Source organism: Streptomyces sp. ISL-94, from assembly GCF_018614075.1.
Taxonomy (GTDB): Bacteria; Actinomycetota; Actinomycetes; order Streptomycetales; family Streptomycetaceae; genus Streptomyces.
This window is the reverse complement of the sequence record NZ_JAGGOZ010000003.1, coordinates 16,780-41,941: the sequence shown is the minus strand read 5'-3', so window position 1 is coordinate 41,941 and position 25,162 is coordinate 16,780. Positions and strand designations below refer to the sequence as shown.

Genomic DNA, 25,162 nt, shown 5'->3' with positions numbered 1-25,162 from the left:
CTCGCTAACTCACCGGCATTGAGCCTTGTCGGCCGACAGTCCGGTGGGTGCTCCGCCGGGCAGCAGGTCACGCAGGACGGCGTGGAGTCGGTTGAGGACGCGGGTGCGCTCGTGGACCAGGTCGTCTCGCCGCTCGGTCAGCAGTCGCAGGATCGTGGTCTGGTCTTCCTGGACGACGGGCCGCAGGTCATGGCGGAAGAGGGCGACTTGGGCGATGTGGAGGGCGTCCTTGGCGTCGGTCTTGCGGTCTCCGCCGGTGGCCAGCAGCCGGGCCCGGGCCGACAGAGTGGAGGGCACGTCGACCACGTTCTCACCCGCGGCGGCCAGCTGCTGGGCGAGCGAACGGCCCAAACCGCCGGCGCCTTCGACGGCGAAGCGGCGTTCGGGCCACTGCTCGCACCAGCGCATGAGCTGGCGGAACGTACCCGCGTTCACGACGAACCGGCGCTGGGCCACCTGATGACCGGCAGAGTCAACGGCGACGGCGGTGTGGGACGACTTGTGGGGATCGACACCGATCAGGATCACAGGCTGGCCTCGCACTCGATGAGACAGGGACGGGAGTGCGGTGGGCACCCTGACTTGAAGTCGCGTCACCTTCATGCCTCTGTCGAGCCACACCGCGCGGGTGTCGGCCGGCGGCGGCACGCTATCAGCGAGCCAGCCCGAAGGCGGCAAGGAGCACTGCGGGCCCGTGCCGGCCGACACCCTGGACGCTACGGCTGCAGACCGTGCATCTGGGCTCAATTGAACAAGTCAGGAGCTTGGTCAAGAAGCCCCGTCACTGTCTTGTCCACCCGCCCGACCGGCGCGTGCCGCCCTCGGCTCGGACAAGCGGCAAGGACGGACATGACCAGCATGACGCACGACGGCCCGGAGATCACCGGCGGAGTCGACACCCACGGCCTGACCCATCACGCGGCCGTGATCGACTCCATCGGCCGGCACCTGGCCGACCAGGAGTTCCCCGCGACCATCCGCGGCTACCGGGACCTGCTGGACTGGATGCGCTCCCACGGCACACTCGTCGCGGCCGGGGTCACGGTCATCGACGTCGACCGCCCGGACCGCAAGACACGCCGGATGAAGGGCAAGTCCGACCCGATCGACGCCTACGCCGCCGCGACCGCCGTGGCTTCCGGGCGGGCCACCGGCGTCCCCAAGAGCCGGGACGGCGTGGTCGAGGCCGTGCGGGTGCTGCGGGTCACCCGCCGCAGCGCCATCAAGGCCCGCACCCAGGCGATGAACCAGATCCGCAACCTGCTCGTCTCGGCGCCCGCGATGCTGCGCGAACAGGTCGCGGGCCTGGACCGGGCCCCGCTGATACGCACCCTCGCCCGGCTGCGGCCCGGCGACGATCTCTCCCGCCCGCTGGCAGCGACCCGCGCGTCACTGCGACGTCTGGCCCGCCGCCACCAGGCCATGGATACCGAGATCGCCGAACTCGACGCCGAAATCGGACCCCTGGTCAAGCAGGCCGCCCCGCAGCTGCTGGACCTGTTCGGCGTCGGACCGGAAACCGCGGGCCAGCTGCCGGCCTCGGCCGGTGACAACCCCGAGCGCATGCGCTCGGAAGGCGCGTTCGCGCACCTGGCCGGCGTCGCGCCGATCCCGGCGTCCTCCGGCCGCACCCACCGCCACCGCCTCAACCGGGGCAGCGACCGCGCCGCGAACAACGCCCTCCACACCATCGTGCTGGTCCGCATGCGCTACGACGAACGCACCCGCGCCTACGTCGAAGCCGCACCAAGGAAGGGCTCTCGAAGAAGGACATCATCCGCTGCCTCAAGCGATTCGTCGCCCGCGAGATCTACCGCGCCCTGACCAGCACACCAACACCGCAAATCACTCAAACCGATCTTGCTCCTGCGGCTTGACGCCCATAGGAGCATCCGCGGTCCAGGTCAGCAGCTTGCCCACCAGCGCGCCGCCGATGGCGCTGCAGACACCTACGGCCATCGCTTCGGCCCAGACCTCGCCGTCGTTCAGTGACCTGTTGGGCCCGGGCCCTGAGGTATACGCCCAGCGACTGCCCTTCGTCCTGGGCGCGTTGGATGTCGTCGTACAGGTGGCTCGCGTAGTCTTCGTCGGTCTTGCCGTGCCCGTGGCTAGCCGTGGTATTCCACGGCGACGCAGGCGTGCGGTCAGCCGGGTGCCCGGCCGACCGCACGTCGGGGCTCCGCAGCCGTCAGGATGCGGGTGATGGTCGGCGACGGGTCACGCCGGTACCAGCTGCCATTGCTGGTTGGCGCCGCCGCCGGATGTGTACTGCACGACCTTGGCGCCGTCGCTGGTGTCCCAGCCGTACACGTCCGCCGCCAGCCCGCTGTCGTGGCTGATGAGGGTGAAGTACCCGTCGCCGGTGGGCCGCAGGTACCACTGCTGGTTGGTGCGCCGCTGGATGTCCACTGCTGAAGCTGGAGCCCGACGGTCGAGGAGTAGCCGTCGACGTCGAGCGCCTTGCCGCTGCTGACGTAGCTCAGCCTGTACGCGCCCCCGGGGGCGGCGTCGATGGTCCAGGCACCGCCATCCGCCTTCTGGACGATCAACCCGCCGTTCGCGGTCGACCCGCCGGCCACGGCGAGCGGCTTGCCGCTGTTGCGGTTGACGATGCGGTAGTTCGTGCCCGTCGTGGGCTCGTTGGCGACCTCAAAGCGGTCGATGACGCCCCAGTCGTGCGTCGCAGCGGCCCGCGGGGTGCCGGTGACGCGCACGCGGATCGTGTGCGTGACGGAGGCGAGCCGGGGGCTGGTCCACACCGAGACGTCGCCGGTGCGCACCGCCGAGTACTCGTCGACCAGCACCTCGGCCCCGCCGTCGATGGAGACGCCCAGGATGCCATGGCTCGGCGCGGTGACCCCGTGCAGCGTGACGCCGGTACCGACGAAGCTCAGCGTCGACGTGTCACCGGTGACGTCACTGTAGGAGTTGGTGCCGGCGTACGGGCCGGTCTCGCCGCAAGTTCATCGCCGCGACCATGAGGTCGTCGGACGGGCCGTACAGGCAGGAGCCGTTGCCGTCACCCGCCGCGTAGGCCGTCGCGACGCCGTGGTAACTGACTCCGGGCCTGATCCGGCCGGCCGAAGCAGCCACCGCGGACTCCGGGCGCGTGGCACTGGTCACCGAGGGCGTCGCACTGGCCGGTACCGAGGGTGACGGCGCGGCCGAGCTGGGCGGCTGCGCGGAGGTCGGCGCCGTCGGCTGCCCCGCCGCACCCGTACCCTCGGCGACACCGGACCCGGCCGGCGGCCGTAGGCTCGCCGCAGTGGCCCCGGTGGACGCGTCGACGACCCGCCCGGCCTCGGCCCTGCCCCCGGTGGGAGAGGTCAGGACCAGGCACACCAGCCCCCCGACGGCCGACAGCGCCAAGGCAATGCCTGCGATCAGCCCGCGCCTGCGCCACGGTTGCGGAGCGGCGTGCTTCGTTGCCTTCATGCCCATCCATTCGGTCGTTCGAGCCGGCAGTTCGCTCCCCAGTTGCCACCGCCCCGGGAAAGGTTGCCGCTCGCGAGGCCCTCGTCACCTCCATGGGTGTGGATGCCGTGCGCAACCTCGGCCGGCCCCCTCGCCACGTTCGCTGGTGTGCCCTACTGCGGCCCCACTCAAGGAACCCCAGCCGACGCACCGCTGGGGCACCCTGAGGCGGTGAGTATCGGTCAGCAGGTGGAATGGCCCACGCCGTAAACCGCTCGTCTACGCGTCGGCGGGCCGCACCCACTCGCGATCATCATGGATCAGGCAGATCAGCGCTGCAGGGTGAGGACACCCGGCCGCCACGGCAGTTGGTCGTAGGGGCCGCTCGCCGTGGAGGACTTGCCCTGGTAAAGGAACTGCAGATGGCAGGGGTCGATGGTCATGGACTGGTCGGGGTTGTTGCGGACCAGGTCACCGTGGCTGATGTCGTTGGTCCAGGTGGCACCGCTGTTGGCCTTGCCCGCGAAGGGGTTGCTTTCGCTGCCCGCCTGCGGGGTCCACGAACCGCTCAGGCTGGAGGCCGTGAACGAGCGGAAGTAGCGCCCCTTCGCCCCCTTCGCCTCAACGATCATGAGGATTCCGCAAGCCTGGTCCGCCTCGCTGCTGGGCAGCCCCTACATCCGCACGGTGGGCGCGACGTACGACGTCGAGACCATCAACGCCATCGGCTTCCTCCTCGACCAGAAGCGGATCGCCTCGGGCGACAAGGTCGGTCACGTGTACTTCGAGGGCGACTACGGCGAGAACGCGCTCGCCGGGGCCAAGGCCGCGGCTGCGGAGGCCGGGCTGACGGTCGTCGAACAGAAGATCAAGCCGACCGACAACGACATGACGGCCCAGGTCGCCGCGCTCAAGCAGGCCGGGGTCAGGGCCGTGGTGGTCAGCGCCGGCCCCCGTCAGGCCGCCTCACTCGTCGGGGTCGCCGCGGCAGGCGGCTGGAACGTGCCGATCGTCGGCAACAACTCGGCCTTCTCCCCTCAGCTCCTGGCCACCCCGGCGGGCGCGTCACTGCAGAAGGACTACTACGTCGCCTCCTCCGCCCTGCCGATCGGCTCCGCGGAGGCGGGCCCGGCCGCCCTGGCCGCCGCGTACAAGGCGGAGTACCCGGACTCCGGACTCGACAACGGCGTGGTGGCCGGCTTCACCGCCGGCGCCCTGTTCGGGGAGGTACTCAAGAAGGCCTGCGCCGACAAGGACCTGACCCGCGAGGGCATCCGGGCATCGCTCCTGAGCCTGAAGTCCTACGACAACGGCTTCGGGATCACCCACGACTTCTCGGACCCGAAGGCCCCATCCACCCGGCAGAGCGTGATCATGAAGCCGGACGCAGCGGTCCCGGGTGGCATGAGGGTGGTGAAGGAGGCCGCGGCGGCGCCCGCCGCGACGAAGTTCACGCCCGCTCCCTGAGCAGCCCGACGCCGGCGGTCCCCTGCGCGGAGGAGCCTCCGGACGCCCGTGGCCTCCGGACGCCCGTGGCGTCCGGAGGCCCCTTCCGGCGGCGATCTTGTCCCCCCACGGGGTGTCCGGGGCCGGCGACGGCCAAGTGCTCCGCGGACCGACCCCGCACCGGGCATCCGCGGTCAGACACCCGCCGGCCGCGTCGCCCACCTGTCCGGACAACACACGTGGGGGCAGGGGCGGGTCAGGAGGCGGCGGCCCCGTAGTGGTCGGCGTACGCCTGGAGACGGGGAGGAAACGGGCCGTCGGAGCCGGTGGAGTTCAGCTGCATCCACAGCTCGTTCTCCACGACGAAGCGATAGGTGAACTCCTCGAAGGTGTCGGCGCACCGCATGAGGGAGGAGGCCACCGCAACCCGGACCTCTTCCGTCGGCTCCCCGTCCGACCACCACCCGGCGGACTCCAGTTCCACGTGCGAGAAGACCACGAAGGCCTCGCCGGAGGGTCGCAGGTACAAATACCAGATGACGCAGTCCTGCTGGTCCCGCAAGAACCGTACGAGACGGGCACCCTCCTCCCCCGGGCTGCGCAGCGGACCGGAAAGGTGGCTCCAGCATGCCGTCACGGAGACCTCGTCGAAAGCGCGGCTGAGCATCTCACTGCCGTAGAAGGCGGCAAAGTCTCCGGGGAGTGCCAGCCCGGCCTCCGCCAGTTCCCGTTCCACGGCTGCGAGATGCTCACCATGCTTCGAGCGCGGCCCCTCCACCCCGCCCAGCCAGCCGAAGCCGCCGTCGAGTTGCGCAGCGTCCAATGGCGGCAGGCTGTCCAAGGGGTACACCTCGTAGGTGTACCCACACGGCCGGAAGCGCCCCAGGTCCGTGGCGCACCAGCCGGTGGTGAACCGGACGGACGCTACGCCGGCGGGCCCGGTAACGGATATGGGCATGGAAGTCCCCTCGAAATGCGGCTGGTTCAGCGGTAGGTCTCCATCCTCACGCCCACCACTGACAACAGCCTTCGTCGTCACCCCAGGTACGTCTGCGACGTAGCCGACCTCGTGCAGGTCCGGCCCGGGACCGGATGCCACGCACGGCCCTCCGCATCCGGCTCGGCCCGCCTCGTACGTGCCGGCACACCCCGACGCGGTTGCCAGCGCCGTTCCGCCCATCGCACGGGACGGGCCCCGGGTCAGACAGCGGACGTGGTCCCGTTCTGCAGGAGCAGAGTGGGCATCCCGTCCACCAGCACCACGACGCCGACCACCTCGCCGACCGCGCAACGGCCCACCCAAAGCCGGGTCGCCGAGCCACGGCGGCAGGTCCCCGTCGGTAGCGAGCTGCTCCTGCGTCCTCGGCTCTCCGCCCGGCCGCCATGTCCGGAAGTCCTGGACCAGGGTGACGGCGCAGGTGTCGCCGCGCCCTCCGGCCGTCCAGACCTGGCAGACGTCCAGTCCGTAGCGGACGAGGGCCTCCTCGTAGCCCGTCCACATCCGTACGGCCGGGTGCCTGCGCCAGCCGTAGCCCGGGACGGTGAGCCCGCGCAGCACCTGCACCGCCTCGACCCGTTGCTTTCCGAGCCGCCGTCCGTCGAGCACGGCTGCCGAGGCCTGGAACGACGCGAACGGTAGGAACGTCTGCACGGGGTCTCCTCGTCCTGGAACTGCTCCTGGTGGCGCGCAGTGCGAGGACATCGCGGCAGTAGTCACGCAGTGCCTTGTCGTACTGGGCCTCGGGCAGCACACGGGGTGAGAACCGCGTGTACTCCACCAGGGCTTCGGTCGGGCTGAACGGCACCACGTATCCGAAGGAGAGGCCCAGCGGTGGCTGCGGCGTGCGGGAGTCCACCAGGTGGGCGAAGGACGGATCGAACGCCGGAGACCGGGTCCGCACGAACCACCCCTTGAAGTGCTGGAGCAGCATGGTGCGGGACGGGGGCAGAGGCCGCGGAGGGCGCGAGTCGAACACCCGTCGTGCGCGGAAGGTCCGCGGACGCCCCTCCGGGTCGCGCCCCCGGACCTCCGCCCCGCCCGGGAAGTCACGCACCGACTCGACGTCCACGTGCCGCCGACGCAGCCCCGGGCCGCCGGCGTCCGGCCCGAAGCGGCCTCGAAGCGGCCTCGAAGCGCAGCATCTTGTACCGCCACGGACCGAGCGGCGTATCGGCGGGGCGGCCGTCGCCGCCGGTCACCCTCAGCCTCTCCCAGTGGCCGATCAGCAGGGGGTCGTGTTCACCCGGTCCCTGCTCCCAGAAGCACCACGTCGGTCCGGCACGCGCAACGGACCGTCGCAGGCCTCCAGGACCATCACCGAGGGAGGGCGCGTGGCCCGCGGTCCGGGGGCGCTCAGGCGCACCGCGAGGCTCAGCCCGGCCGCCCCCGCTCCGACGATCAGCACGTCCGTGTCCCTGTCCAAGCGCCCCGCCCCTCTCGCTCCGCTCCGACCGCTGTCCCCCCGCACGGCTGCTCCGGATGCACCGACTCGCCCATCTGGCCGCAAACCCGGTGCACAGCCCGGCCGGTGTCACGCCACCCGCGGGGGCTGCAGGGCCCGCAGGCGGCGGAGGCGACCGGGGCCGCGGCGCCCGGCCTGCTGCATGCGGGCAGGGGCGCTGCGCGCGCCGTCGCCCGACTTGCACCGTGACCCGGTGTATCACCGTGGACCGTGGGCACGGGCCGGTGCACTGCGGACGTAACGCGGGAGGCAGTCGATGGAAGTGGACAGGCATCCGGGACTCGAAGCGGCGAAGGCGGCGATCGCCGCGCTGCCCCCGAAGTGGACGGCGGCGGCGGAGCGGGCGGCGGGAGGACTGTGGCGGCTGCCGAGGGCGGCCGATGCCGTGGAGTACACGCTCGGCGAGGACGAGGAGGGGCTGCGGGAGCGTGGCTGGGTGATGGTGCGCGCCCGGGTGGCGGAGGAGATCGGCTCGGGGCGGGACTGGACGCGGGAGGCCGCGGTGTGGCTCGCGCGGGGAGGGGCAACCTGGCGCGAGTCAGCCCGTGTGACGGGTGACCTCGCCTGGCGGGCGCGTGCCGAAGGAGTCAGCGCCCTGCTGTTCCTGGACCAGGCGTACGTGGCCTCGCTGGACCCGGGCACCGCGTTCGGGCGGGCCCTGTGGCACTGCTTTCTGACCACGCTGCGGTACGACTTCCGCTGCGTGGCCGTCGAGGCGTTCTTCGACGGCCTGCCGGCCGTCCGCGACTGCGTGGACCCGTACACCGACGCCCTGCGCGCGTTCGCCCTGCTCGGGCGGTCCCGGGCCGCGGGGCTGGAGCTCATGGAAGCGGTCATGGCCCGGGCGGGTGACGAGGACAAGGTGGTACACGCGTTGCTGCACGGGCTGTGGCTCGGGGACAACCTCCCGCGGCAGGCGTCGCTGATGCTGGACCTGCTGGACGCCTCCGCCTTCGCGGACGGGGCCATGGGGCCGGAGGCACTGTTCCGCAAGGCCGGGGCGCTGCGCAGGCTGAAGCAGTACGAGCCGGCGCTGGCGGCCGTGCACAGCGCGATCGACCGCCTCGACCCGGGCGAGGTGGTCGTGCACGCCGATTGCGTCCGCGAGCGGTCCCTGATCCTGGCGGAACGCAGCCTGCACGCGGTCGCAGGCGGCCTTGCCGAGCGGGGTGCCGCTGTCGGAGAGGGAGGGTAGGAGGAAGCCCTGTCCGAGTCACCGCCAGTGTCCGCCCCCGCGCGCGGCACCACGCGAACTGAGCCGGCCAGGAACACCCAGCTGTGGCTGTTGCCGGGGCGCCGGGGCGGGCCCCTCACCCTCCGCTTGGGCGGCCCCGGAACCGCTCCCGCCGAGCAACCCGCCGCCGCAGTGCGCGGACCCGCCGTCGAAAGCGGGCAGCAGCCGCAGATCCTGGTTCCGGCCGACGTCCGACAGAGTGCGACTTGTAACACCAGTACCAGGTATAACGGGCGACCGTATCGATCATCCGGATGTTCACGCCGCCGTTCGTCCCCCTCTTTGAGAATGACGCGGCGGATGGTGTCCTGGCCGACAACGGCGATATCGCGGCCCTGCCTTCGGCGCACCTCCGCCGCGACGGTGGACTTGCCGAGCCGGAGTTGCCGCGCAAGACGATCAGCAGGGGGCGCCGCCACTGCGGCCTTCCCCTACAGCCGGGGACGGCTCCGACACCAGACTTCCAGCACTAACCACTGCACCTCCGAAGGATCCCCTCGCCCCGCACCGAGATCATCTCGATGCCGAGCCGACTCCCACCCCACGGCCTACGCCTCGTCCGCCCAGATCACCTTTCGGCCGTCGCTCTGAACGTGAGCGCTGATCGACATCTCGCGGTATCCCCAGGACTCCTCGTCACGGGCACTCACCCATGCCTTCGCCTGGAACACGGTGGCCGCCAACTAGGCCGCAGTGCACTCCTTCGCTGAGCTCACCACTGATTCGCCTGGTCCGATGGTGACCTCCAGCCCGGTTCCCCACGGCCCGGGGCAGTCATGGGACACGGCGGTCTGGACGTAGGCGAGTTTCGCCCTGACGGTGATCGGCTGCGGGCCGGTGTTGGTCAACCGCAAGACGAACGCCGGCGTGTCGCCGTCCGCCCGGGTGCAGGGTGTCCACGCCAGGCCGTTGAGGTACCGGATGCGCCCGCACTTGTGGTTTCCGCCCAGCTCGGTCGCGGAGCCCACAGCACCAGAGGCCAGCGGGCCGGCCAGACTCGGCGTCTGCCCTGTCGGCTTCCCGGCTGCGACGTCGCGGGGGGACTCGGGGCCGGCCGTCGTCTTCCCTGACTCGGGCAGGTAGCGTCCGACGAGCACGGACACACAGATGATCGCCAGCACCCCGACGATGGCGAACGCCTGCTTCCCCGACCGGCCCGCCGACCACTGCAGGACGGGGCGGGGCGGCGGAGGGCTCGCAGCGCCGTTGCCATCGTCATGCCGCGCAGGGGGGTCTACCGCTGCCCCCTTCGCCGCCCTGGTGTCGGCTTCGAGCCGCTCCAACCCGGACCATGCCTTCTCCCAGGCGGCAAGCAGCCGCTCCCGGCAAGGCTCGTCGAACTTCTGGTGGCTGACGAGTTGGCCGAAGACCTCCCCTGACGGCAGGTACTCGCCGGCGAGGATCCGTTGCCAGGTGCTCTTCGCGACGCCGGCCTTGCCGTACCGGATCCTCAGAGCCGGCTCCAGCGTCCTGGCCTGGAGCTGCAGTTCGTCTCGGGCCTCTCCGAGCAAGTGAAGCCAGTCCAAGGCCTCGGGCGGAGGCGGTACCGGGATGGACTGGTTCCTCGCGCGCCTGCTGCCGATCATCGGCCTCCTCTCAGCCCGTCGTCCCACCTGTCCCAGTACCGGCCGTATGACTGCTGGTCAGACGCCTTGTGGGACAGGGGCCGACGCGGTGGGACATGTGCCGACGCGGTGGGACATGTGGGACGCCGTCAGCCTATCGGCCCCTGCACCGGCAGTGACATCGTTTGATCCGTCGGCGGTCGCCGGCACACCCCACCCCCCTTGCCCGGGCTGCTTCGCCATGCCTGGGCACGGCCTTGCCCTTAAGGAATCGACATCCCATGAAGCAGAACAAGCGCACGCGCCGAGTGGTCCTGTCCGTGGCCCTCGCCGGCGTGATCGGACTGTCCGTCGCCGGCACCACGAGCGCAAGCGCGGAGGACACGGCCAAGTCCGCGGACCATCTCACCAAGGCGGCCGCCAAGCCGCTTGCGCCCGTGACCCTGCGCCAGGGCTCGCGCGGTGAGATCGTCAAGACTCTGCAGGGTCAGCTCACCCAGCACGGTCACCGGGTCGCCGTCGACGGCACCTTCGGTCCCGCCACGACCGCCGCGGTCAAGGACTTCCAGAGCGAGCACAACCTGACGGTCGACGGCGCAGTCGGCCAGAAGACCTGGCAGGCGCTGAACGCTGCCCCCTCGGCGCGCCCCAGCAGCTCCCCCAGCCGCGAACTCACCCACTCCCAGGCCGTCGCCAGGCTGAAGGCAGCCGACATCCCGTTCAGCTCGTCCGGGCGCTGTACCGAGAAGTACAAGCGAGGGTGCACGAGCTTCCAGGGAGTCCGCGAAGGGACGCTCAACCTCGTCCTCGACCTCAAGCAGCGCAGCACGTGCGACTTCGTCATCACCGGCGCCGCGGAGAAGTACCCGCACAGTACCTCTGGCCTGCGCACCCACGAGCACGGATACAAGATCGACATCCGGCCGAACGCGTGCCTCAACACGTTCATCCGGGACCACATGGCCCCTGGCAAGCCCCGGGGCAAGAACAACGATCCGCGGTGGACCGGCCGCAACGCCGAGTACGTCCTGGAGCTTCACGGCCGGCGCGGTGAGCACTGGGACATCACCTACCTCGGCTGATCGTCCCTCTGCGGTGCGGGGTGCGCCTCCCCCGGAGGACGCGTCCCGCACCGGTGAGGAAGACACCCCTGCCAAAGGAGGCGGACATGACGAAGATCGGTACGAAATGGGCTCGGGCAGCAGCGGCGACCGCCGCGGTGGCCGCGATCCTCTGCGGCGCCGCAGTAGCCACCCCGACGCAGGCCCAGGCAGCCCCACTCAGCGGCCGGGTGTGCATGTTCAACGCCCCGAACGCGGTGGACATCCCCTACGACGGGCTCGGCCCCTACGGCCACGTCGGCTGGGCGTTCCACGACGGCCGGCACGGCAAGTGGACCTACGGCGCGACCGAGAACCCCGGCGGGAAATTGAACGTGCCCGCCGGCGGCGACAACGGCACCTGGATCAAGACCGGCGCCTGGCAGTCGATGCTCAACGACTTCAAGACACGCCACACCGGCGCCTTCCGGTACGTCAGGTACCGCTGCCAGAACACTCCCGCAGGTGATGCGGCCACTGCTGCCCGGGCGGCGAGGACCAGCCGTGGCAACGGCTACAACCTGTTCCGCAACAACTGCCTGACCAAGAGCATCGACATCTTCCACGCGTACACGCCGTGGCTCGGCGATACCCGTCACCTGCCCTCCCCCTACTACCGCGACAAGTCCCTCCCGCCGAACCTGTACTTCCTCGGCTCCCTCAACAGCGTGCGCTGGAACGACTACCGCAACCTGTAGCGCCCGGGCACGCCCAGAGCCCCTGGCGCTCTGCGCCAGGGGCTGCTTCGTACCCACGGGGGCTTACTGCCCGCGGCGGCTCAGTCGAGCCGTGAACCGCGCCCGGTACACCTGAGCGGTGATGCGTACCCACAGGCGGACGGCTTCGCTGCGAGATCGCACGGCAGATGGAGCGGGACCGGCGGGCCGGGGTGAGTAGGGCGCCCGACCGGTACACGACCTTCCACTGGCAGACGTTCCGGCAGCTGCGGGCCGACATCGTGCTGCGTCGGCCCATCACGGAGGGCCGCCAGCAGGTCGTGGAGGCGCTGGCGCGCCTCGGTGAGCCGGACCACGTGCTGCCACCCGGTCTCCGCCGCGGCCTGGAGAAGGCCGCGAGGCAGCTGTGGCTGCTCGGCGCCCGGCGAGCCGGCGACGGCGGCAGCGGGCACGGGAAGCTGGTCGACGAGATCAGTGAACGGGCCCGTCAGGACATGCTGCTCCTGGACCACGGCTCCGCCGATTGCCCCGCCGGTGTCGTTGCGGGACGTGTACGTGCGGCGCGGCACCGAGGAGCGCCTGGCGCGCGTCCTGCAGCAGCAGGCCCTGGCCGGCAGCCCCGGCCAGCCGGTCCAGGTGGTCTTGGGCGAAGCGGGCACCGGCAAGTCGAGCCTGCTGTGGTATGTGGCGGAATTGCTCGAGGGCCGCCGGGCGGCCCTCCTCCAGGACATGCGTACCGAGGCTCCGTCGAATGAGATCCGCGCGGGTGCGGCGCTCCGGCCGGTCCTGCTGCGGGCCGAGCAGGTGCTCACCCCCGATGAGGGCGAGCAACTGCTGGAGTCCTTCGAACTGAGCCTGAAGCCCGGCCGGGTCGCGTTGCTCGACACAGCGGACCTGCTTCTGCACGCCAAGGACGGCCGCGGCATGCTGCGCCGGGCGGTCGACGTCTGCCAGGAGCGGGGCGTGCCCCTCGTATTGACCTGCCGCACCCGCGACAGCGCCGCCCTCCACGATCTCCTGGACCGGACACCGTCCGACGTCATCTTCCACATCGGCGACTTCCAGGGCGGTGAGGAACTGGAACGCGCCCTGTCCACGTACTGCCTGCACTACCTGGGGCGGCCCGATAGCCAGCCAGGTCCGGGGTGGGACGAGTGGTCCAGGGTGGGCGAAGCTCAGATCAACCCGGCTCGACCAGGCCTCCGGGGGCGGTCGACTCACGGGCGTCGGCGGGACGATGACGAGCGCGGCGCCGATCACGACTCCTGGACCGGCTCGGGAACCGTTCCCCAGGATCCTGCGTGACCTCTTGATGTGTAGTCGGCTGGTGGAGAGGACCGGATGAGAACGCGGACGATGGTGAGCGTGGCGGTATCGGCCTGCGTGGCGCTGATGGCGTGCGCGTGCGGTCCGGAGAAATCGCAGGAGGACGCGGAGGCGAAGCCTTCGCAGCCGTCGGCGTCCACGCGGGCAACAGAGCCGTTGGCCACGCCGTCCGCGTCACCGACCGGTAACCAGCCTGCGCCGAGGACGAAGGAGCGCGCGATCCAGCGGTACGAGCAGTACCTCCACGCCTTGGGCCGTGAGGACATCGACACGGTCTGCGAAGTGGCCGGGCCCGGCGCGAAGAAGGCACAGGACATGGGATTCGGTCCGTGCACGTCAACGTACGTCGCTGTGTTCCAGATGATCTCACCCGCGCAGAAGAAGGCCCTGCAAACCGCGACGGTCGATCCGCAGCGCATCGCCGTTCGCACCCCCGACAAGATCGAGATGCCGCTCGAAGCGGTCAGGGCCTCCGCCACCTTCTCCGAGAGCGACCTCGGCAGCTACACCCTGGAGTACCTCGAAAACGATTACTACGTCACCGACGGAACGTGACGCGTCGTACGCGGAGCCGCCTGGCGGCAGGAGCAGACTCATTCCCACGGCCTTCATGCTGATCAGATCCCTGAGGGCAGACGATCCCGGGGCAGGCGTCCTGGACCACTCGGAACAGCCCGCACACTCCGGGAGCGGGTGGGGAACGCGAGCGCCCCTGGGGAAAATCGCGGGTGTGACCGCGCTTCCGTGATGCCTACGGCTGGGTGAGGAACGCGCCCTTGGAGCCGTCCGAACTCCTCACGCCCTCGCCGGCGGTCCTCACCGACATCTGGATCGGCTACGCGCGGGTGTCGACCGGCGGGCAGAAGCTCGACCGCCAGATAGACGCGCTCAACGCGGCGGGGTGCCGCCGGATCTTCGCCGACATGAAGTCGGGCAAGAACGACCTGCGCCCCGAGCTCAAGGCGTGCCACGCCTTCCTCACTCCGGGTGACACGCTCGTCGTCCCCTCGCTCGACCGCTACGGCCGCTCGCTCCAGGACCTGGTGAACATGGCCGCCCAGCTCCGCGAGCGCGGCATCGGCTTCCAGTCCCTGCACGATCCCCGAGCTCAAGCAGCTCCGCCAGAGCCGTCTTCCGCGTCAGCTCCAAGAGGTCGTTTTCATCGGTGAAGTCTGTTTGATTCCAACTCGCCCCAGCGCCGAGGTGCGACTTCCGAGGCGTCGGTGGACCACCGTGACCAGTGCGAGCCGATAGGAGTCTGCGTTGCCAGCCTCATCCCAAGAAGTCTGTCTCACTCCAAGAGCAACCTATATCGGCGACTATTCCCACTGCATTGCAGGCGACCGCGATACCTGTGAGGCGCGAGTACATCACCGAGGCGCAGGGTGGCCCCGTGAAGCGGCGCAAACGGGAGGAAAACGACCTCTGAGAAGCCATCGGGGGTCGGCCAGGGTTCGGCGGCCGGTTGTTGATCTTGCTCGGGCAAAGGACCGTTTGTGAGAACGCGGGGTGAGGCGGTCACGGCTGTCTGTGCGGTGCGCGGAGTTCGCTTCGGTCGGCTTCTGGCAGCCACCAAGGTTCGTCTGGTAGGTGGTGCCAGTGGTGGCCTTGGGAGTAGGTGCGGATGAGTCCGAGGGTGCGGTGGAGGGCGGGTGTGGCGGTGGTGGTGTTCCACACGGCGTGCCAGGGGTAGAGCGGGACGGGGTCGGTCAGGGGGCGGGCGGTGAGGCCGTCGGGAAGGTGTCCGGTGGTGAGGCCGAAGGCGGGGTGACCGCGGGCCTGGACGGTGGCGTGGATGGCGGCGCGGCCGTGCCCGCGTACGCGCAGTGCGACCTGGAGGCCGAAGGTGGTGATGGCCTCGTCGATCCAGTCGCGCCATTCGGCGGCTTCGTCGGCGGTGTGGACCAGGAGCGGGTGGTCGGCGAGGGAGTGGAGGGGAACTTCGTCGTGGGCGGCCAGCGGGTGGTCGGCGGGGAGGATGACGCCGATGGGTTCCAGCCGCACGGGCATGGTGGCAAGTGTGGCGGGGAGGTCCTGGCCGAGGCCGTGGGCGCGGCCGAAGGTGAGGTCGAGGTCGCCGGCGAGCAGGCGGGGCAGGGCGGCGGCCAGACCCTGGCTCTGGAGGACCTCGAAGGCCAGGCACGGAGTCTGGGCGCGCAGGTGCTGGGTGAGGAGTGAGGGGGTGAGTCCTTCGGTGAGGACGTCGATGCGCAGAGGTGTGCTGGTGCGGGTGACCTCATCGATCAGGCGCTGGGCGTCGGCGAGCAGGCGGCGGCCCTGCTGGGTGAATGTCTCTCCCGCCGGGGTGAGGGCGACGTGGCGGCGGTCGCGGGTGAACAGGGTGACGCCAAGGCGTTTCTCCAACGTGGTGATCTGGGCGGAGAGGGTCTGCTGGGCGATGGTGAGCCTGGCCGCCGCCCGGCCGAAGTTCAGTTCCTCGGCGAGGGTGACGGCGTAGCGCACCTGGCGCAGGTCGAGGTCCACGCTCTCCAACGTAACAGCCGCAGGCTGTCACCTGCCCGGTGAAGAGTGTTGGACCGGGCGTACCTCGGGGCCGTTGACTGGATGACGTAAGGCGCCGGAAGCGACATGAATCAGAGGATCGATCCGGCGGTGATTGTGCTTTTCGAAGGTTAGGCGGCAAGTGTGATGCAGGCAGTGGTGATGGATTCCTACGGCACCCCCGAGGTGCTGCGGGTGGCCGAGCTCCCGGAGCTGGAGGCCGGAGCGGGCCAGGTGCGGGTGCGGGTCAGGGCGGCGGGGCTGAACCCGATCGACGCCAAGATCCGCCGCGGTGAGTTCGACGCGGTCTTCGACATCTCCTTCCCCCAGCAGCTGGGCAACGAGTTCTCGGGCGTGGTGGACCAGGTCGGTGAGGGTGTCGACGACTTTGCGGTGGGCGATGAGGTGATCGGTTTCGTGGACATGGCGGCCTACGCCGAGTACGTCGTCGTCCCGGCCGAAAACCTGACCGCGAAGCCGGAGGAACTGGCGTGGGAGACGGCCGCGGTGATCGGCGCGGTCGGCCAGGCCGCGTACAACGCGCTGCGCAAGCTGGGTGTGACGGCCGGGGAGACGCTGCTCGTCCATGGTGCGGCCGGCGGTGTGGGCAGCGTGGCGGTGCAGTTCGCCCGTGCCTGGGGCGTCACGGTGATCGGCACCGCCGGCGAGGACAACCACGACTACATCCGCTCCCTGGGCGGCACCCCCGTGATGTACGGGGAGGGACTGGAGCAGCGGGTGCGCCAGCTGGCTCCGCAGGGCGTGGACGCCTCGCTGGACCTGACCGGTTCAGAGGAAGCGATCAGCGTCTCGGTCGCCGTCACGGGCGACAAGGGGCGGATCGTGACGCTGGTCAGCCCGCCGCTGGCCCAGCAGTACGGCATCACCATGATGTTCGGCACCCGCTCCGCCGAGAGCGTCGCCCAGGTCGCCGACCTGGCCGCCCGCGGCGACCTGCGGCTGCCCGTCGCCCGCCACTTCACCCTGTCGGAGCTGGCCCAGGCGCACTGGCTGATGGAATCCGGCGGCCAGCGCGGCAAGCTCGCCCTCATCCTCGGCTGACCCCATGCGGCGGCCCTCGTGCCGCGCCCCACGTACCGGTGCGGCGGGACGGCCGCCTGCCCCGCCGCACCCCTGCACCCCACTCGCCCGTTGCACCGCGCGGCCGCCCGCGCCCTCGGGGAGGAGTTTCGCATGTTCGCCAAGCACGTCCAGGGCCGGATATCCCGACAGGCCCGCACGGCGGTGCCGGAGGGAACCTTCGAGGAGCACCACGCCCGAGGAGGTTTCGAGGGGGAGGTCTCCCAGCTCTACCACTCCCACCCCACCACCGACTGGCTGCGGGTGGAGGGCCCGATCCGGGCGCGCGGCATCCAGCTCACCACTGTTCCCGCCGCCGACGAACAGGACGTCCGGGCACTGCCGACACCGCTGATGTTCAACGCCGACCTCACCCTTGCGGTGTCCAGGCGGACGGCGCCGATGCCGTACTACTTCCGCAACGCGGACGGCGACACCCTGCTGCTTAGGCCGGCCACGGCACCCTCGTCACCGACTACGGCACCCTGTCCTACGGGCCGCTGGAATAGCTGGTCATCCCCAAGGGCGCCAACTACCGCATCATCCCCGGCCAGGGCGGCCGGCACGTGACCTACGTTGTCGAGCCCCGCGATCCGATCACACTGCCCGACCGCGGACCACTGGGGCACTTCCTGCCCTTCGACCGCGGCGTCCTCGACGTCCCCCGCCTCGGCGCCCCGACCGCCGCCCCCTCCGCGCAGAACGCGGACGGCGAGTGGGAGGTACTGGTCAAACGCGGCGGCGAGCTGTCGTCGATCTACTACGCCTTCGACCCCGCCGACGTCCGACGTCCGACGTCCGACGTCCGACGTCCGACGTCCAAGGCTGGACCGGCAGCCTCGCGCCGTACCGGCTGCGCCTGGCGGACATCCGCCCGGTCACCGCCGAGCGGCTCGATGTACCGCCGATGACGCACGCGACGTTCCAGGCCGGGCAGAACTGGATCGTCACCATGGCCCCGCGCCCCACCCAGACCGCCGACGACGCCGAGCGAGCCCAGCCCTTCCACCGCAACGTCGACTACGACGAGGTCATCGTCCCCCTCGGCACACCCGACGGCCGCCACACCGGACCCACCCCGGGACTGGCGAGCATCACCCCGGGCGGGATGAACCACGGCCCCAACAAGGCCCGCCTCACCGCCGACCGGGACCGACTGCCGATCTACGTGTGGAACATCGACACCATCCGCCCCCTGCACTACACCGACGCCTTCGAAGCGAGCGAGATCCCCGACTTCACCCGCCACGAAAGCTACCGCGGCTGACAGCAACACCCCCGCCGCCACCCAACCCGCCTCGCACCCCCTGGCCGGGCGGGGCCCGCCCGCCGCCCTCCACCTCCCCGGCGGCGCCCCCTTGATCTTGGAGAACTACCCGTCATGAGCCGTGTCCTGGCCCTCTCCGGCTCCCTGCGAGCCGCCTCCTTCAACACGCAGATCCTCCACACCCTCCCCGCCCTGGCACCCGAAGGCATGCACATCGAGCTCTTCGAGCACCTGGGAGATCTACCGCACTTCAGCGAGGACCTGGAGACGGACCCGCCCGCCGCCGTGCGCCGGCTGTGGCGGGCCATCGCGGACGCCGACGGCCTCATCGTCGCCACCCCCGAGTACAACGGCGCCCTCCCCGGCGTCCTGAAGAACGCCCTGGACTGGGCCTCCCGCCCCTACGGGGCCGGCGTCCTGCCCGGCCACGCCGCCATGGTCCTGTCCGCCTCACCCGGCATCTTCGGCGGCATCCGCGCCCAGATGCAGCTGCGCGAGCTGTTCGCCCAGCTCAACGTCTACGTCGTCGGCGGCCCCCAAGTCGCCATCCCCGAGGTCCACACCCGCCTCGACCTCAGCGCCGAACCGGCCGAGCGCCTGACCGACCCCACCGCGACTGCGGCATGCCGCTGACCGAGGCCGAAGAGCTCCTGGGTCTAGGACGCCCACACCCCGCCATCCGGATGAGACCGGACATTGACGGCTACCCCTACGCCTGGAACGACCTGGAGCTGTCCGTCACCCAACGCGCCGTGAGCGAGATCTGCATCAGACTCCGGCCGGGCTCGACGACCACGCTGCCGCCCCTGGTCTTGCCGGACTCGGAGTCCTACCCGTCCACGGTGCTCCGAGAAGACCTGATCGCCGGCCTTGATGCAGCCGATTGCCGCCACGACGTCAATGACCGCCTCACGTTCGGAAAGCAATCCAGCATTCTTACCTACCCGGCGAACGTCTGTGCGGTGTTCTTCACGCCTGGCCGTGACGAGCACGTGCCCCATCCTGAACGCCTGTACCTCGGCGCGATCTATACGCACACCCGCTTGGCACCTTTGATTCCATAGAACGCCCTGGCGAACGGTCATGGCCCGCTGGAGCGCTGCCGGGAAATCGTCGGGAAGATCCGCGACCACCTGCGCGAACATATCCCCCGCGACGTGGGCCGTCACGCTGAGGACGGCGGGCGTGATCGACCGCTGGCCAGGGGTAAGGCAGCCGCGGTCCGAGCGAGCCCGGCCGACAGTGCGTGCGGGGAGCAGACCTCCTACGGCTTCCTCTCTGGGTCCTGTACGGAGGTTCATCCCCGCGTGCGCGGGGAGCGAGTGGGCTGGGCGCGGCCGTCGTGGCCGGAGTGGGGTTCATCCCCGCGCGTGCGGGGAGCCGGACTCGGTGGCCGTCGGGGAGGCGCTGGCCGCGGGTTCATCTCCGCGTGTGCGGGGAGCAGGCTCCGTGACCTGGGACTCTAAGTGGTCTGCGCCCGAAGTCCTTCGGGGGTTGATCACGCTGCCAGCGCGACGGAGGATTCTTCCTGTCGGTCGAGTGTGTATCGGTCGAGCCGGGCCAGCAGTTCGTCCAGGTCGCAGGTGGTGAACCTCCACTGGAACGGCTGTGCCGTGGCGTTATAGCGGTCTTCGAAGGCTTGGAGCCGGTCTCGGATCTGGTCGAGGTTCGTGAAGTCGTTGGGTGCCACGACTTTGCGTTGGACGACGGAAAAGAAGATCTCCACCTGATTTACCCAGGAGGCGTGGACCGGGGTGTGGACCATGACGGCGTTGGGAAATGCCCTGGTCAGACGGTCGACGGCGCTCTGCCCGCGGTGGGAGGAGCCGTTGTCGACGATCCAGAAGACGCGTTTCGCGCTGGCGTAGGGCTCGCTGGTCATGACCTGGGTGACCAGGTTCATGAAGGGCACGATGCCGGTGGTGGGTTCGCAGCGCCCGATCGCGTGGGCGCGGTGGACGTCGTAGGCGGCCAGGTAGGCCAGGGCGCCGCCGCGCCGGTACTCGTGGTTGACGCGCATGGCCCGGGCCTGGCCGGGGGCGAGCGTGGGGTGGCAGCGGCAGCGGGCCTGGATCGAGGTCTTCTCGTCGCTGGAGATCACGTACTCGTCCGCGCCCAGCGGGACGCCGTCGAAGGTGCGGGCGTACAGGTCCATGATGCGGGCGGCCTTGGGCCGGAAAGCCGGGTCGCGGATGAAGATCCAGGACCGGTGCTGCCAGGGCTTGAGCGCGTCGCCCGCCAGCCAGCGGCGCACGGTCGAGGCGGAGATCGAGCCGGCGATGCGGCGGGCGACGACCTCGCGCGCCAGCTCCGGGCACGACCAGCGCGACAGCGGGGTCCCGGTCTCGGCGGGCAGTTGGCAGGCCAGGGCCTTGACCTCGGCGACCTGCACCGGGGGGAAGCGCCGCGGACGACCTGAACGCCTGCGGTCCGCCAGGGCAGGCAGGCCGCCGTCGGCGAAGCGGACTCGCCAGGTGCGCACGGTATCCAGGTGCACTCCCGTCTCGCGGGCGATCGCCGCGTTGCCCCGCCCCCGGGCGGCATGCAGCACGATCTGCGCCCGTATCCGTTCCTGGTGCGCAGTCTTGTGACCGTAGGCCGCCTTCTTCAGCCGGTGCCGTTCGGCGGCGGTCAAGACGATCGAGCGGGCAGCGGCAACGGGCATGGCAGGCAGGCCGATCAGCAGAAATGGATCACGACCGGCAGCAGCCTGCCGCATCCGCTCCCACGCCGGTCGGGCAGGATGGCCACCGTGCCCAGCACACCGCCGCAGTCCACCAGGGACTTGCTCGCCCAGCACCTGGCCGGTCCTGCCTGCGTGGCCTGGCCGCAGCTGACGGACCTGCAGATCCGCCGCCGCGATGCCTCCTGACAGCGGGCGTCCCTCTGCATCAGCTGCGGAGGAGGGCGAGCTCGTTATCGCTACGCGCGGGCTCTGCGGCGGCGGGGACAGAGAGGCCGGTGCGCTTGAAGCCGACCTTGCCGTACATCGCTTCCGCTCGGGCATTGTCCTCGTGCACAAAGAGCCGGACGCGTTCGACCGGCGGCTCGGTCAGTGACCAAGACCACCCCAGGGCGGCTTGGAAGAGTTCCTCCGCGAGCCCAGTGCCGCGCGCCTCGGGCCGGACGAAGACGCCCACGATGTGCGTCTGCGGCACCTCGGGGACGTCCTTGAAGAAGCTCTCGACCCCGGGCCGCTCGACGAGCACGGAGACCGTGCCGAGCCAGCGCCCGTCCGCGGCCTCCGCGACGAACTGTCGGGCTGTCCTGCCCTCGGCGGCTCCGGCCGCACGGTCCTGCCAGAAACTGTCGGGCTCGGCGCCAGCCTGTTCGTGGGTCTGGTGAAAAGCGAGACGCGCGACCGGATCCCGCAGCGCGTCCAGCCGCAGTGCCTTGATCTTGGTCCAGTCTTCGTGTCGTACGGCCCTGATGGTGTGCTTCATCTGCAGATCCTCGCATCTGCCCCGGTGCTAATCGCAACAGGATTCCCCTGGTCCCCCGGGTTCCGCCGTCAACCCCCGACGGACTTCGGGCGCAGACCACTAAGCGGCCCAAGAGCCGTTCGCGAGCACTTTCCCCGAACCCGAAAATCCCCCCATACTCCCCGGTCGCAATGCAACGCCCAGCCATCCCATCCCAGTCGCCGAACCGTCACTGCGCGCGCCCCGTCAAGCGGCATGCGGTAGCCGTCCTCCGGCTGCCGTACATCGCAACGGCCTGACCCGCCCCCTCGGGCCGCCATATCCCCCTGGAGCCCGGGTACGGCTGGCAGCACGCCGTCTACGGCGGGACGTACGCCCTCAGTGCCGTACGCGACACCCTCCTCCACGTCTTCGGGGAGAGCGAAGAGGACCACGACGGCCGGATGGACGGCGAGACCGCGCTGTTCGCCCTCACCGTCACTGGCTTTGTTCACGAGAACCGGGTTCTGGCACACATTCCGTGAATGATCTTGTGAGAGCGCTCTCGCAGCGCCAACTCTGCGGTGTTGATGCTGCTCAGACGTGCGAGCCCGCTGCCTGACGGGATGACTTCAAGATCATTCAAGGAATGTGTGCCAGACCCCACAACCCGTGAATAAGGCCAGACGGGCGCAGGTCGCCGGCCGTGGGAGAGCTGTCGACGACGGTGACATTGCCGTCGTCGCCAATCAGCATCAGATCGGGGATGTAGCCGACTGTCCCACTAAACAGGTCCGACAGGCGTCCGTCAAGTCCCGACTCAAAGTGGCATGACGTGCCCAGGTTGGACAGGGCTTACTGGACTCACAAGGCCACAGACCTCCCGGCGGCGCGGCCCGCCGACCATGTGTCCCAGTGGTGGAACACCGCCATACGGGCTGGGCCGGTCGAGTCTGCCCCTCACCATTCCCTCGAAGGAGAACTTCTTCCATGTCTTGTATTATCCGGCCCCTCCGTCCTCAGCGTCTCGCGTTGCTCGCCGCCACGATCGGCCTGGGAGCAGCAAGCGTGCTGCTGCCCACCAGCGCCTTCGCCGCTCCTGCCACGGGGCGCACCGCAGAGCATCTGACTATGCCTGCCGCCAAGCCTCTCTCGGCGAAGAGCCTCGTGACGACACCCGCGGATACCCCTCCACAGTCGTATTGCCTCTACCAACTGGAGCTCAACCAGCCCTGGACACTGGGTCACTGCAGGGGCTATGAAGCGGGAGAAGCGGCTGGCAAGAAGGCCGGTGGGCTTTGTTGGCCGGTATCGCGGCCGAAATTTCCACCATATGGCGAGGGAGTATACGGAGAAGGCTTCAAGGTCGGCTACAGACTCGCCTACAGGTACTACTACAACGAGGCTTGGACGCAAGCCGGTTGCCAGCGCTCCGTTTTCAAGCCGTTCAAGGATGTGAAACTGCGGTAGATCAGCAATCTGGCTCTGTTCACGAGAACGGGTTCTGGCACACATTCCGTGAACGATCTTGAAGCCATCCCGACAGGCAGCGGGCCTGCGCGTCTGAGCAGCATCAATACCGCAGAATTGGCGCTGCGAGAGCGCTCTCACAAGATAATTACCGGGGGTTCCCTTCGTCGTCCCACTGCAGCAGGAACAGCAGCGGAATGGTGACCTGCCGGGCCTCCTCGCGCTGGGCGCGGGGCACGTAACCCCCGGCGAAGAAACCGGCGGCCCCGATACGCGGCTCGACCACCGCCAGCCGAATGCCGACGGCGGTCCACCCCGAGTACCCGACCGGGCCCCCGATCTCGGGCAGCGAAAGGAGGGCGTCCAGGGTAGTCCGCCATTCCGGGACCGCCTTTTCGACCAGCGGGGCGATGAAGGACTCGAAGATCTCGTCGACCAGCTCGCCGGCCTGCATCGCCCGGCGGAGGTCGGCGCGGGCCTGCTCGTCGGCGGCGGAACGGGGCCGGTCACCGCACCCGGGGGCGTCGATGGCGGCCACCGCGTAGCCGTGGGCCGCAGAGTGCCGGGCCCGGGCCACCAGCCGGGATTCCCCCTTGGGCAGGCCGTTGTTGTGGGCCATCAGGATCAGCGGAGCCGGTGCGGATTCAGGCGTCCACAGGGTGCCGGGGATCTCGCCGAGGGTGAACTCGCGCTCGAGGACGCCGTCGTCGAGGCGCTGTTCAGAAGTGAATTGCATGGTCGTGCCTTTCGGGAGTGCTCTTGAACGGCGCTCCCGGACGACCTATCGCCCGACCGTGACCCCGGAGGGGAGCACCCATGTCAATACGTTCACGGGTACCACCTCCTCGTTCTCTCGCACGGCCTCCGGAAACGTAGCAGTGGTCGCGGTGGTCCGCCAAGCGGGTTCTTGCGCGGGCTCCGTAGCCGGATGCCACGAAGTCGGAACACTACGCAGAGCTACTCGGGGCCTCATCGCGGCTTCCGAGATGAGGCCCTGCGACGGCGGGGCGCGCTGGGGGCGCTGTCGTTTCTCATGAACATCGAACACGACGCGCCGCCGACGCCTCCCAATCTCGTGTTCAGGTGCTGTCGGTTCTCGGTTCTCGTGAACAAAGCCCCCGTCACGGACGAAGGGCGTGTGCTGCTCGACTCGCCCGTCTTCTCCTCCTGCGCCTGGGCCACCGGCCGTGCCGTGTCCCCCGGCCCCGGCAGCCGCGGCTGGCTCGACGGGTTCGAGGAGGAGGCCGAGGCCTGGGGCGTACAGGCCGGTGCGCTCGGTGAACTCGCAGACCCCGGCGAGGAGATCTTGCCGAGCGGCGACGGCACCGATGGCGGAGAGGACGACGACTCCCCCGCCGGGACCGGCGTGGTCAGCGCCGAGCACTTGCTGGAGTTCACCGGCGATCTCGCCCGCGCCTGGGGCGTCTGCGTCGCGCTGAACCCGGCCGGCGTGCGTGTGCGCAGCATCGCCGTGCGGCCGGACCACTCCGGCGACGCCGACCAGCAGGACTTCCTCAACAGCTTCATCGTCGCCGACCTCGACCGGGTGGCCCACGCGCTCGGCCGGCAGGATCCCGGCGCGTCGCTCGCCGCCTACCTCACCCCCGACGCCGCCTTCGACACGGCCCGCCGGATCGATGTGCGCGCGCACCCCGCCGTCGCGCTCGCCGGAGTCGCACCCGCCCGTACCCCGCTGGGCCGATGGCCGGCCGACGCCGGGCACCCGCTGGCCCTGAGCCAGCAGTTCGCCGTCAACGCCGTCCACACCGAGCTCGCCCCCGCCGCCGGGATCTTCGCTGTCAACGGGCCGCCCGGCACCGGCAAGACGACCATGCTGCGCGACTGCTTCGCCGCGGCCGTCGTCGAGCGGGCCCGCCGCCTCGCCGCGCTGCGCCTGCCGTCCCAGGCCTTCGCCGAGCAGGCCCCGTACGTCTGGAAGAGCGGCGACTACACCCGTACGGTCACCCCGCTGCGCCCGGAGTTCACGGGCTTCGAGATGGTGGTCGCCTCCGCCAACAACGGCGCGGTGGAGAACATCTCCACCGAGATCCCCGCCCGCGCCGCGCTCGGCGAGCAGTGGCGCAAGGACGCCGACTACTTCGCCGAGCAGGCCACCCGGCTCCTCAAGGGCGAGGCCGCATGGGGCGCGGTCGCCGCTCGCCTGGGCAGCAAGAAGAACCGCCTGGAGGTCGACCGAGCGGGTGCACGCGAAGGGCGC

Annotated in this window: 23 protein-coding genes and 7 pseudogenes; 16 read left to right on the top strand and 14 right to left on the bottom strand. The window is 70.0% G+C overall.

What is annotated here, in order from left to right; genetic code table 11:
• Nucleotides 1–9 precede the first annotated feature (9 nt).
• Entirely contained in the window at nucleotides 10–528 is a 519-nt protein-coding gene (locus tag J7E94_RS00920) for an IS110 family transposase (RefSeq protein WP_308344335.1), read from the bottom strand.
• Between the two features lie 321 nt (nucleotides 529–849).
• Here J7E94_RS00920 and J7E94_RS00915 point away from each other — a divergent pair.
• Nucleotides 850–1,877 (top strand): annotated as a pseudogene (locus J7E94_RS00915) (IS110 family transposase).
• 340 nt (nucleotides 1,878–2,217) lie between these two features.
• Here the strand turns inward: J7E94_RS00915 and J7E94_RS34070 are convergent.
• Complete coding sequence (locus J7E94_RS34070; RefSeq protein WP_308344334.1) at nucleotides 2,218–2,409, bottom strand: RICIN domain-containing protein; 192 nt, start codon at nucleotides 2,407–2,409, stop codon at nucleotides 2,218–2,220.
• Between the two features lie 56 nt (nucleotides 2,410–2,465).
• Nucleotides 2,466–2,714, bottom strand: a pseudogene (locus J7E94_RS35565) (RICIN domain-containing protein); the annotation flags it as partial.
• Here J7E94_RS35565 and J7E94_RS34060 point away from each other — a divergent pair.
• Nucleotides 2,662–2,925 carry a hypothetical protein gene (locus J7E94_RS34060; protein ID WP_251055937.1) on the top strand — a complete coding sequence of 88 codons (264 nt, stop codon included), beginning with the start codon at nucleotides 2,662–2,664 and terminating at the stop codon, nucleotides 2,923–2,925. The pseudogene J7E94_RS35565 and the gene J7E94_RS34060 overlap by 53 nt on opposite strands.
• On the opposite strand, the gene J7E94_RS00905 is transcribed toward J7E94_RS34060, so the two are convergent.
• Both J7E94_RS00905 and J7E94_RS00900 read right to left on the bottom strand, forming a co-directional pair.
• Nucleotides 2,917–3,435 (bottom strand): hypothetical protein, encoded by a 519-nt coding sequence (locus tag J7E94_RS00905; RefSeq protein ID WP_215011359.1) that lies wholly within the window; start codon nucleotides 3,433–3,435, stop codon nucleotides 2,917–2,919. The two genes, J7E94_RS34060 and J7E94_RS00905, sit on opposite strands and share 9 nt — an antisense overlap.
• Before the next feature lie 308 nt (nucleotides 3,436–3,743).
• Nucleotides 3,744–4,049: pseudogene (locus tag J7E94_RS00900) on the bottom strand (non-reducing end alpha-L-arabinofuranosidase family hydrolase); the annotation flags it as partial.
• 1 nt (nucleotide 4,050) lies between these two features.
• Between J7E94_RS00900 and J7E94_RS00895 the strand changes: the two are divergent.
• A pseudogene (locus J7E94_RS00895) lies at nucleotides 4,051–4,881 on the top strand (ABC transporter substrate-binding protein); the annotation flags it as partial.
• A gap of 235 nt (nucleotides 4,882–5,116) precedes the next feature.
• Here J7E94_RS00895 and J7E94_RS34055 read toward each other — a convergent pair.
• From J7E94_RS34055 to J7E94_RS35845, 4 genes and pseudogenes are all read right to left on the bottom strand, one after another.
• Nucleotides 5,117–5,818, bottom strand: coding sequence for a hypothetical protein (locus J7E94_RS34055; RefSeq protein ID WP_251055943.1), 702 nt, complete (start codon nucleotides 5,816–5,818; stop codon nucleotides 5,117–5,119).
• Between the two features lie 345 nt (nucleotides 5,819–6,163).
• Nucleotides 6,164–6,511 (bottom strand): annotated as a pseudogene (locus J7E94_RS34050) (MSMEG_6728 family protein); the annotation flags it as partial.
• 49 nt (nucleotides 6,512–6,560) lie between these two features.
• Nucleotides 6,561–6,929: pseudogene (locus tag J7E94_RS35850) on the bottom strand (lycopene cyclase family protein); the annotation flags it as partial.
• A 153-nt stretch (nucleotides 6,930–7,082) separates the two neighbouring features.
• On the bottom strand, nucleotides 7,083–7,265 hold the full coding sequence (locus J7E94_RS35845) for an NAD(P)-binding protein (RefSeq protein ID WP_374224364.1): 183 nt from the start codon (nucleotides 7,263–7,265) through the stop codon (nucleotides 7,083–7,085).
• A gap of 313 nt (nucleotides 7,266–7,578) precedes the next feature.
• Here J7E94_RS35845 and J7E94_RS00875 point away from each other — a divergent pair, with 313 nt between their 5' ends.
• Nucleotides 7,579–8,517 carry a hypothetical protein gene (locus J7E94_RS00875; RefSeq protein WP_215011351.1) on the top strand — a complete coding sequence of 313 codons (939 nt, stop codon included), beginning with the start codon at nucleotides 7,579–7,581 and terminating at the stop codon, nucleotides 8,515–8,517.
• A 722-nt stretch (nucleotides 8,518–9,239) separates the two neighbouring features.
• Here J7E94_RS00875 and J7E94_RS00870 read toward each other — a convergent pair.
• Complete coding sequence (locus J7E94_RS00870) at nucleotides 9,240–10,142, bottom strand: hypothetical protein (RefSeq protein ID WP_215011350.1); 903 nt, start codon at nucleotides 10,140–10,142, stop codon at nucleotides 9,240–9,242.
• Between the two features lie 260 nt (nucleotides 10,143–10,402).
• On the opposite strand from J7E94_RS00870, the gene J7E94_RS00865 reads away from it, so the two are divergent.
• From J7E94_RS00865 to J7E94_RS00845, 5 genes are all read left to right on the top strand, one after another.
• Complete coding sequence (locus tag J7E94_RS00865; RefSeq protein WP_215011348.1) at nucleotides 10,403–11,203, top strand: peptidoglycan-binding protein; 801 nt, start codon at nucleotides 10,403–10,405, stop codon at nucleotides 11,201–11,203.
• 86 nt (nucleotides 11,204–11,289) lie between these two features.
• Nucleotides 11,290–11,919, top strand: coding sequence for a Tat pathway signal protein (locus tag J7E94_RS00860; RefSeq protein ID WP_215011346.1), 630 nt, complete (start codon nucleotides 11,290–11,292; stop codon nucleotides 11,917–11,919).
• A 513-nt stretch (nucleotides 11,920–12,432) separates the two neighbouring features.
• Entirely contained in the window at nucleotides 12,433–13,203 is a 771-nt protein-coding gene (locus J7E94_RS00855; protein WP_215011344.1) for an ATP-binding protein, read from the top strand.
• Between the two features lie 60 nt (nucleotides 13,204–13,263).
• Complete coding sequence (locus J7E94_RS00850) at nucleotides 13,264–13,779, top strand: hypothetical protein (protein ID WP_215011342.1); 516 nt, start codon at nucleotides 13,264–13,266, stop codon at nucleotides 13,777–13,779.
• A gap of 221 nt (nucleotides 13,780–14,000) precedes the next feature.
• Nucleotides 14,001–14,393 carry a recombinase family protein gene (locus J7E94_RS00845; protein WP_374224363.1) on the top strand — a complete coding sequence of 131 codons (393 nt, stop codon included), beginning with the start codon at nucleotides 14,001–14,003 and terminating at the stop codon, nucleotides 14,391–14,393.
• A 349-nt stretch (nucleotides 14,394–14,742) separates the two neighbouring features.
• Here J7E94_RS00845 and J7E94_RS00840 read toward each other — a convergent pair whose 3' ends face one another.
• Complete coding sequence (locus tag J7E94_RS00840) at nucleotides 14,743–15,708, bottom strand: LysR family transcriptional regulator (protein WP_215011338.1); 966 nt, start codon at nucleotides 15,706–15,708, stop codon at nucleotides 14,743–14,745.
• Nucleotides 15,709–15,873: 165 nt separating this feature from the next.
• Between J7E94_RS00840 and J7E94_RS00835 the strand changes: the two genes are divergently transcribed.
• The 6 genes from J7E94_RS00835 to J7E94_RS00810 all read left to right on the top strand — a co-directional run bounded on the left by J7E94_RS00835 (nucleotide 15,874) and on the right by J7E94_RS00810 (nucleotide 19,137).
• Nucleotides 15,874–16,788 carry an NADP-dependent oxidoreductase gene (locus J7E94_RS00835; RefSeq protein ID WP_285440689.1) on the top strand — a complete coding sequence of 305 codons (915 nt, stop codon included), beginning with the start codon at nucleotides 15,874–15,876 and terminating at the stop codon, nucleotides 16,786–16,788.
• A gap of 132 nt (nucleotides 16,789–16,920) precedes the next feature.
• Nucleotides 16,921–17,376 (top strand): hypothetical protein, encoded by a 456-nt coding sequence (locus tag J7E94_RS00830; RefSeq protein ID WP_215011336.1) that lies wholly within the window; start codon nucleotides 16,921–16,923, stop codon nucleotides 17,374–17,376.
• Entirely contained in the window at nucleotides 17,373–17,717 is a 345-nt protein-coding gene (locus J7E94_RS00825; protein WP_215011334.1) for a hypothetical protein, read from the top strand. Before J7E94_RS00830 ends, J7E94_RS00825 begins: the two co-directional genes overlap by 4 nt.
• Complete coding sequence (locus J7E94_RS00820; RefSeq protein WP_215011333.1) at nucleotides 17,714–18,073, top strand: hypothetical protein; 360 nt, start codon at nucleotides 17,714–17,716, stop codon at nucleotides 18,071–18,073. Before J7E94_RS00825 ends, J7E94_RS00820 begins: the two co-directional genes overlap by 4 nt.
• Nucleotides 18,074–18,187: 114 nt before the next feature.
• A complete protein-coding gene (locus J7E94_RS00815; RefSeq protein ID WP_215011331.1) occupies nucleotides 18,188–18,706 on the top strand; it encodes an NADPH-dependent FMN reductase in 519 nt (172 codons plus the stop codon).
• A complete protein-coding gene (locus J7E94_RS00810; protein WP_251055936.1) occupies nucleotides 18,697–19,137 on the top strand; it encodes a hypothetical protein in 441 nt (146 codons plus the stop codon). The genes J7E94_RS00815 and J7E94_RS00810 overlap by 10 nt, the downstream gene beginning before the upstream one ends.
• A gap of 434 nt (nucleotides 19,138–19,571) precedes the next feature.
• On the opposite strand, the gene J7E94_RS00805 is transcribed toward J7E94_RS00810, so the two are convergent.
• The gene (locus J7E94_RS00805) at nucleotides 19,572–20,738 is read right to left on the bottom strand and encodes an IS630 family transposase (RefSeq protein WP_251055935.1); all 1,167 of its coding nucleotides are present in this window, start codon (nucleotides 20,736–20,738) and stop codon (nucleotides 19,572–19,574) included.
• A 226-nt stretch (nucleotides 20,739–20,964) separates the two neighbouring features.
• A complete protein-coding gene (locus tag J7E94_RS00800) occupies nucleotides 20,965–21,516 on the bottom strand; it encodes a GNAT family N-acetyltransferase (RefSeq protein ID WP_215011329.1) in 552 nt (183 codons plus the stop codon).
• Nucleotides 21,517–22,506: 990 nt separating this feature from the next.
• Between J7E94_RS00800 and J7E94_RS00795 the strand changes: the two genes are divergently transcribed.
• A complete protein-coding gene (locus tag J7E94_RS00795; RefSeq protein WP_215011326.1) occupies nucleotides 22,507–22,944 on the top strand; it encodes a hypothetical protein in 438 nt (145 codons plus the stop codon).
• 151 nt (nucleotides 22,945–23,095) lie between these two features.
• Here J7E94_RS00795 and J7E94_RS00790 read toward each other — a convergent pair.
• Nucleotides 23,096–23,680, bottom strand: a pseudogene (locus J7E94_RS00790) (dienelactone hydrolase family protein); the annotation flags it as partial.
• Between the last annotated feature and the right edge of the window lie 1,482 nt (nucleotides 23,681–25,162).

Coding starts and splice junctions, on each gene's coding strand:
- J7E94_RS00865 (WP_215011348.1), top strand. CDS start 10,403: ATGAAGCAGAACAAGCGCACGCGCCGAGTGGTCCTGTCCGTGGCCCTC.
- J7E94_RS34055 (WP_251055943.1), bottom strand. CDS start 5,818: ATGCCCATATCCGTTACCGGGCCCGCCGGCGTAGCGTCCGTCCGGTTC.
- J7E94_RS00830 (WP_215011336.1), top strand. CDS start 16,921: ATGTTCGCCAAGCACGTCCAGGGCCGGATATCCCGACAGGCCCGCACG.
- J7E94_RS34060 (WP_251055937.1), top strand. CDS start 2,662: ATGACGCCCCAGTCGTGCGTCGCAGCGGCCCGCGGGGTGCCGGTGACG.
- J7E94_RS00800 (WP_215011329.1), bottom strand. CDS start 21,516: ATGAAGCACACCATCAGGGCCGTACGACACGAAGACTGGACCAAGATC.
- J7E94_RS00820 (WP_215011333.1), top strand. CDS start 17,714: ATGACGCACGCGACGTTCCAGGCCGGGCAGAACTGGATCGTCACCATG.
- J7E94_RS00810 (WP_251055936.1), top strand. CDS start 18,697: ATGCCGCTGACCGAGGCCGAAGAGCTCCTGGGTCTAGGACGCCCACAC.
- J7E94_RS00875 (WP_215011351.1), top strand. CDS start 7,579: ATGGAAGTGGACAGGCATCCGGGACTCGAAGCGGCGAAGGCGGCGATC.
- J7E94_RS00905 (WP_215011359.1), bottom strand. CDS start 3,435: ATGAAGGCAACGAAGCACGCCGCTCCGCAACCGTGGCGCAGGCGCGGG.
- J7E94_RS00870 (WP_215011350.1), bottom strand. CDS start 10,142: ATGATCGGCAGCAGGCGCGCGAGGAACCAGTCCATCCCGGTACCGCCT.
- J7E94_RS00805 (WP_251055935.1), bottom strand. CDS start 20,738: ATGCCCGTTGCCGCTGCCCGCTCGATCGTCTTGACCGCCGCCGAACGG.
- J7E94_RS00860 (WP_215011346.1), top strand. CDS start 11,290: ATGACGAAGATCGGTACGAAATGGGCTCGGGCAGCAGCGGCGACCGCC.
- J7E94_RS00835 (WP_285440689.1), top strand. CDS start 15,874: ATGCAGGCAGTGGTGATGGATTCCTACGGCACCCCCGAGGTGCTGCGG.
- J7E94_RS00815 (WP_215011331.1), top strand. CDS start 18,188: ATGAGCCGTGTCCTGGCCCTCTCCGGCTCCCTGCGAGCCGCCTCCTTC.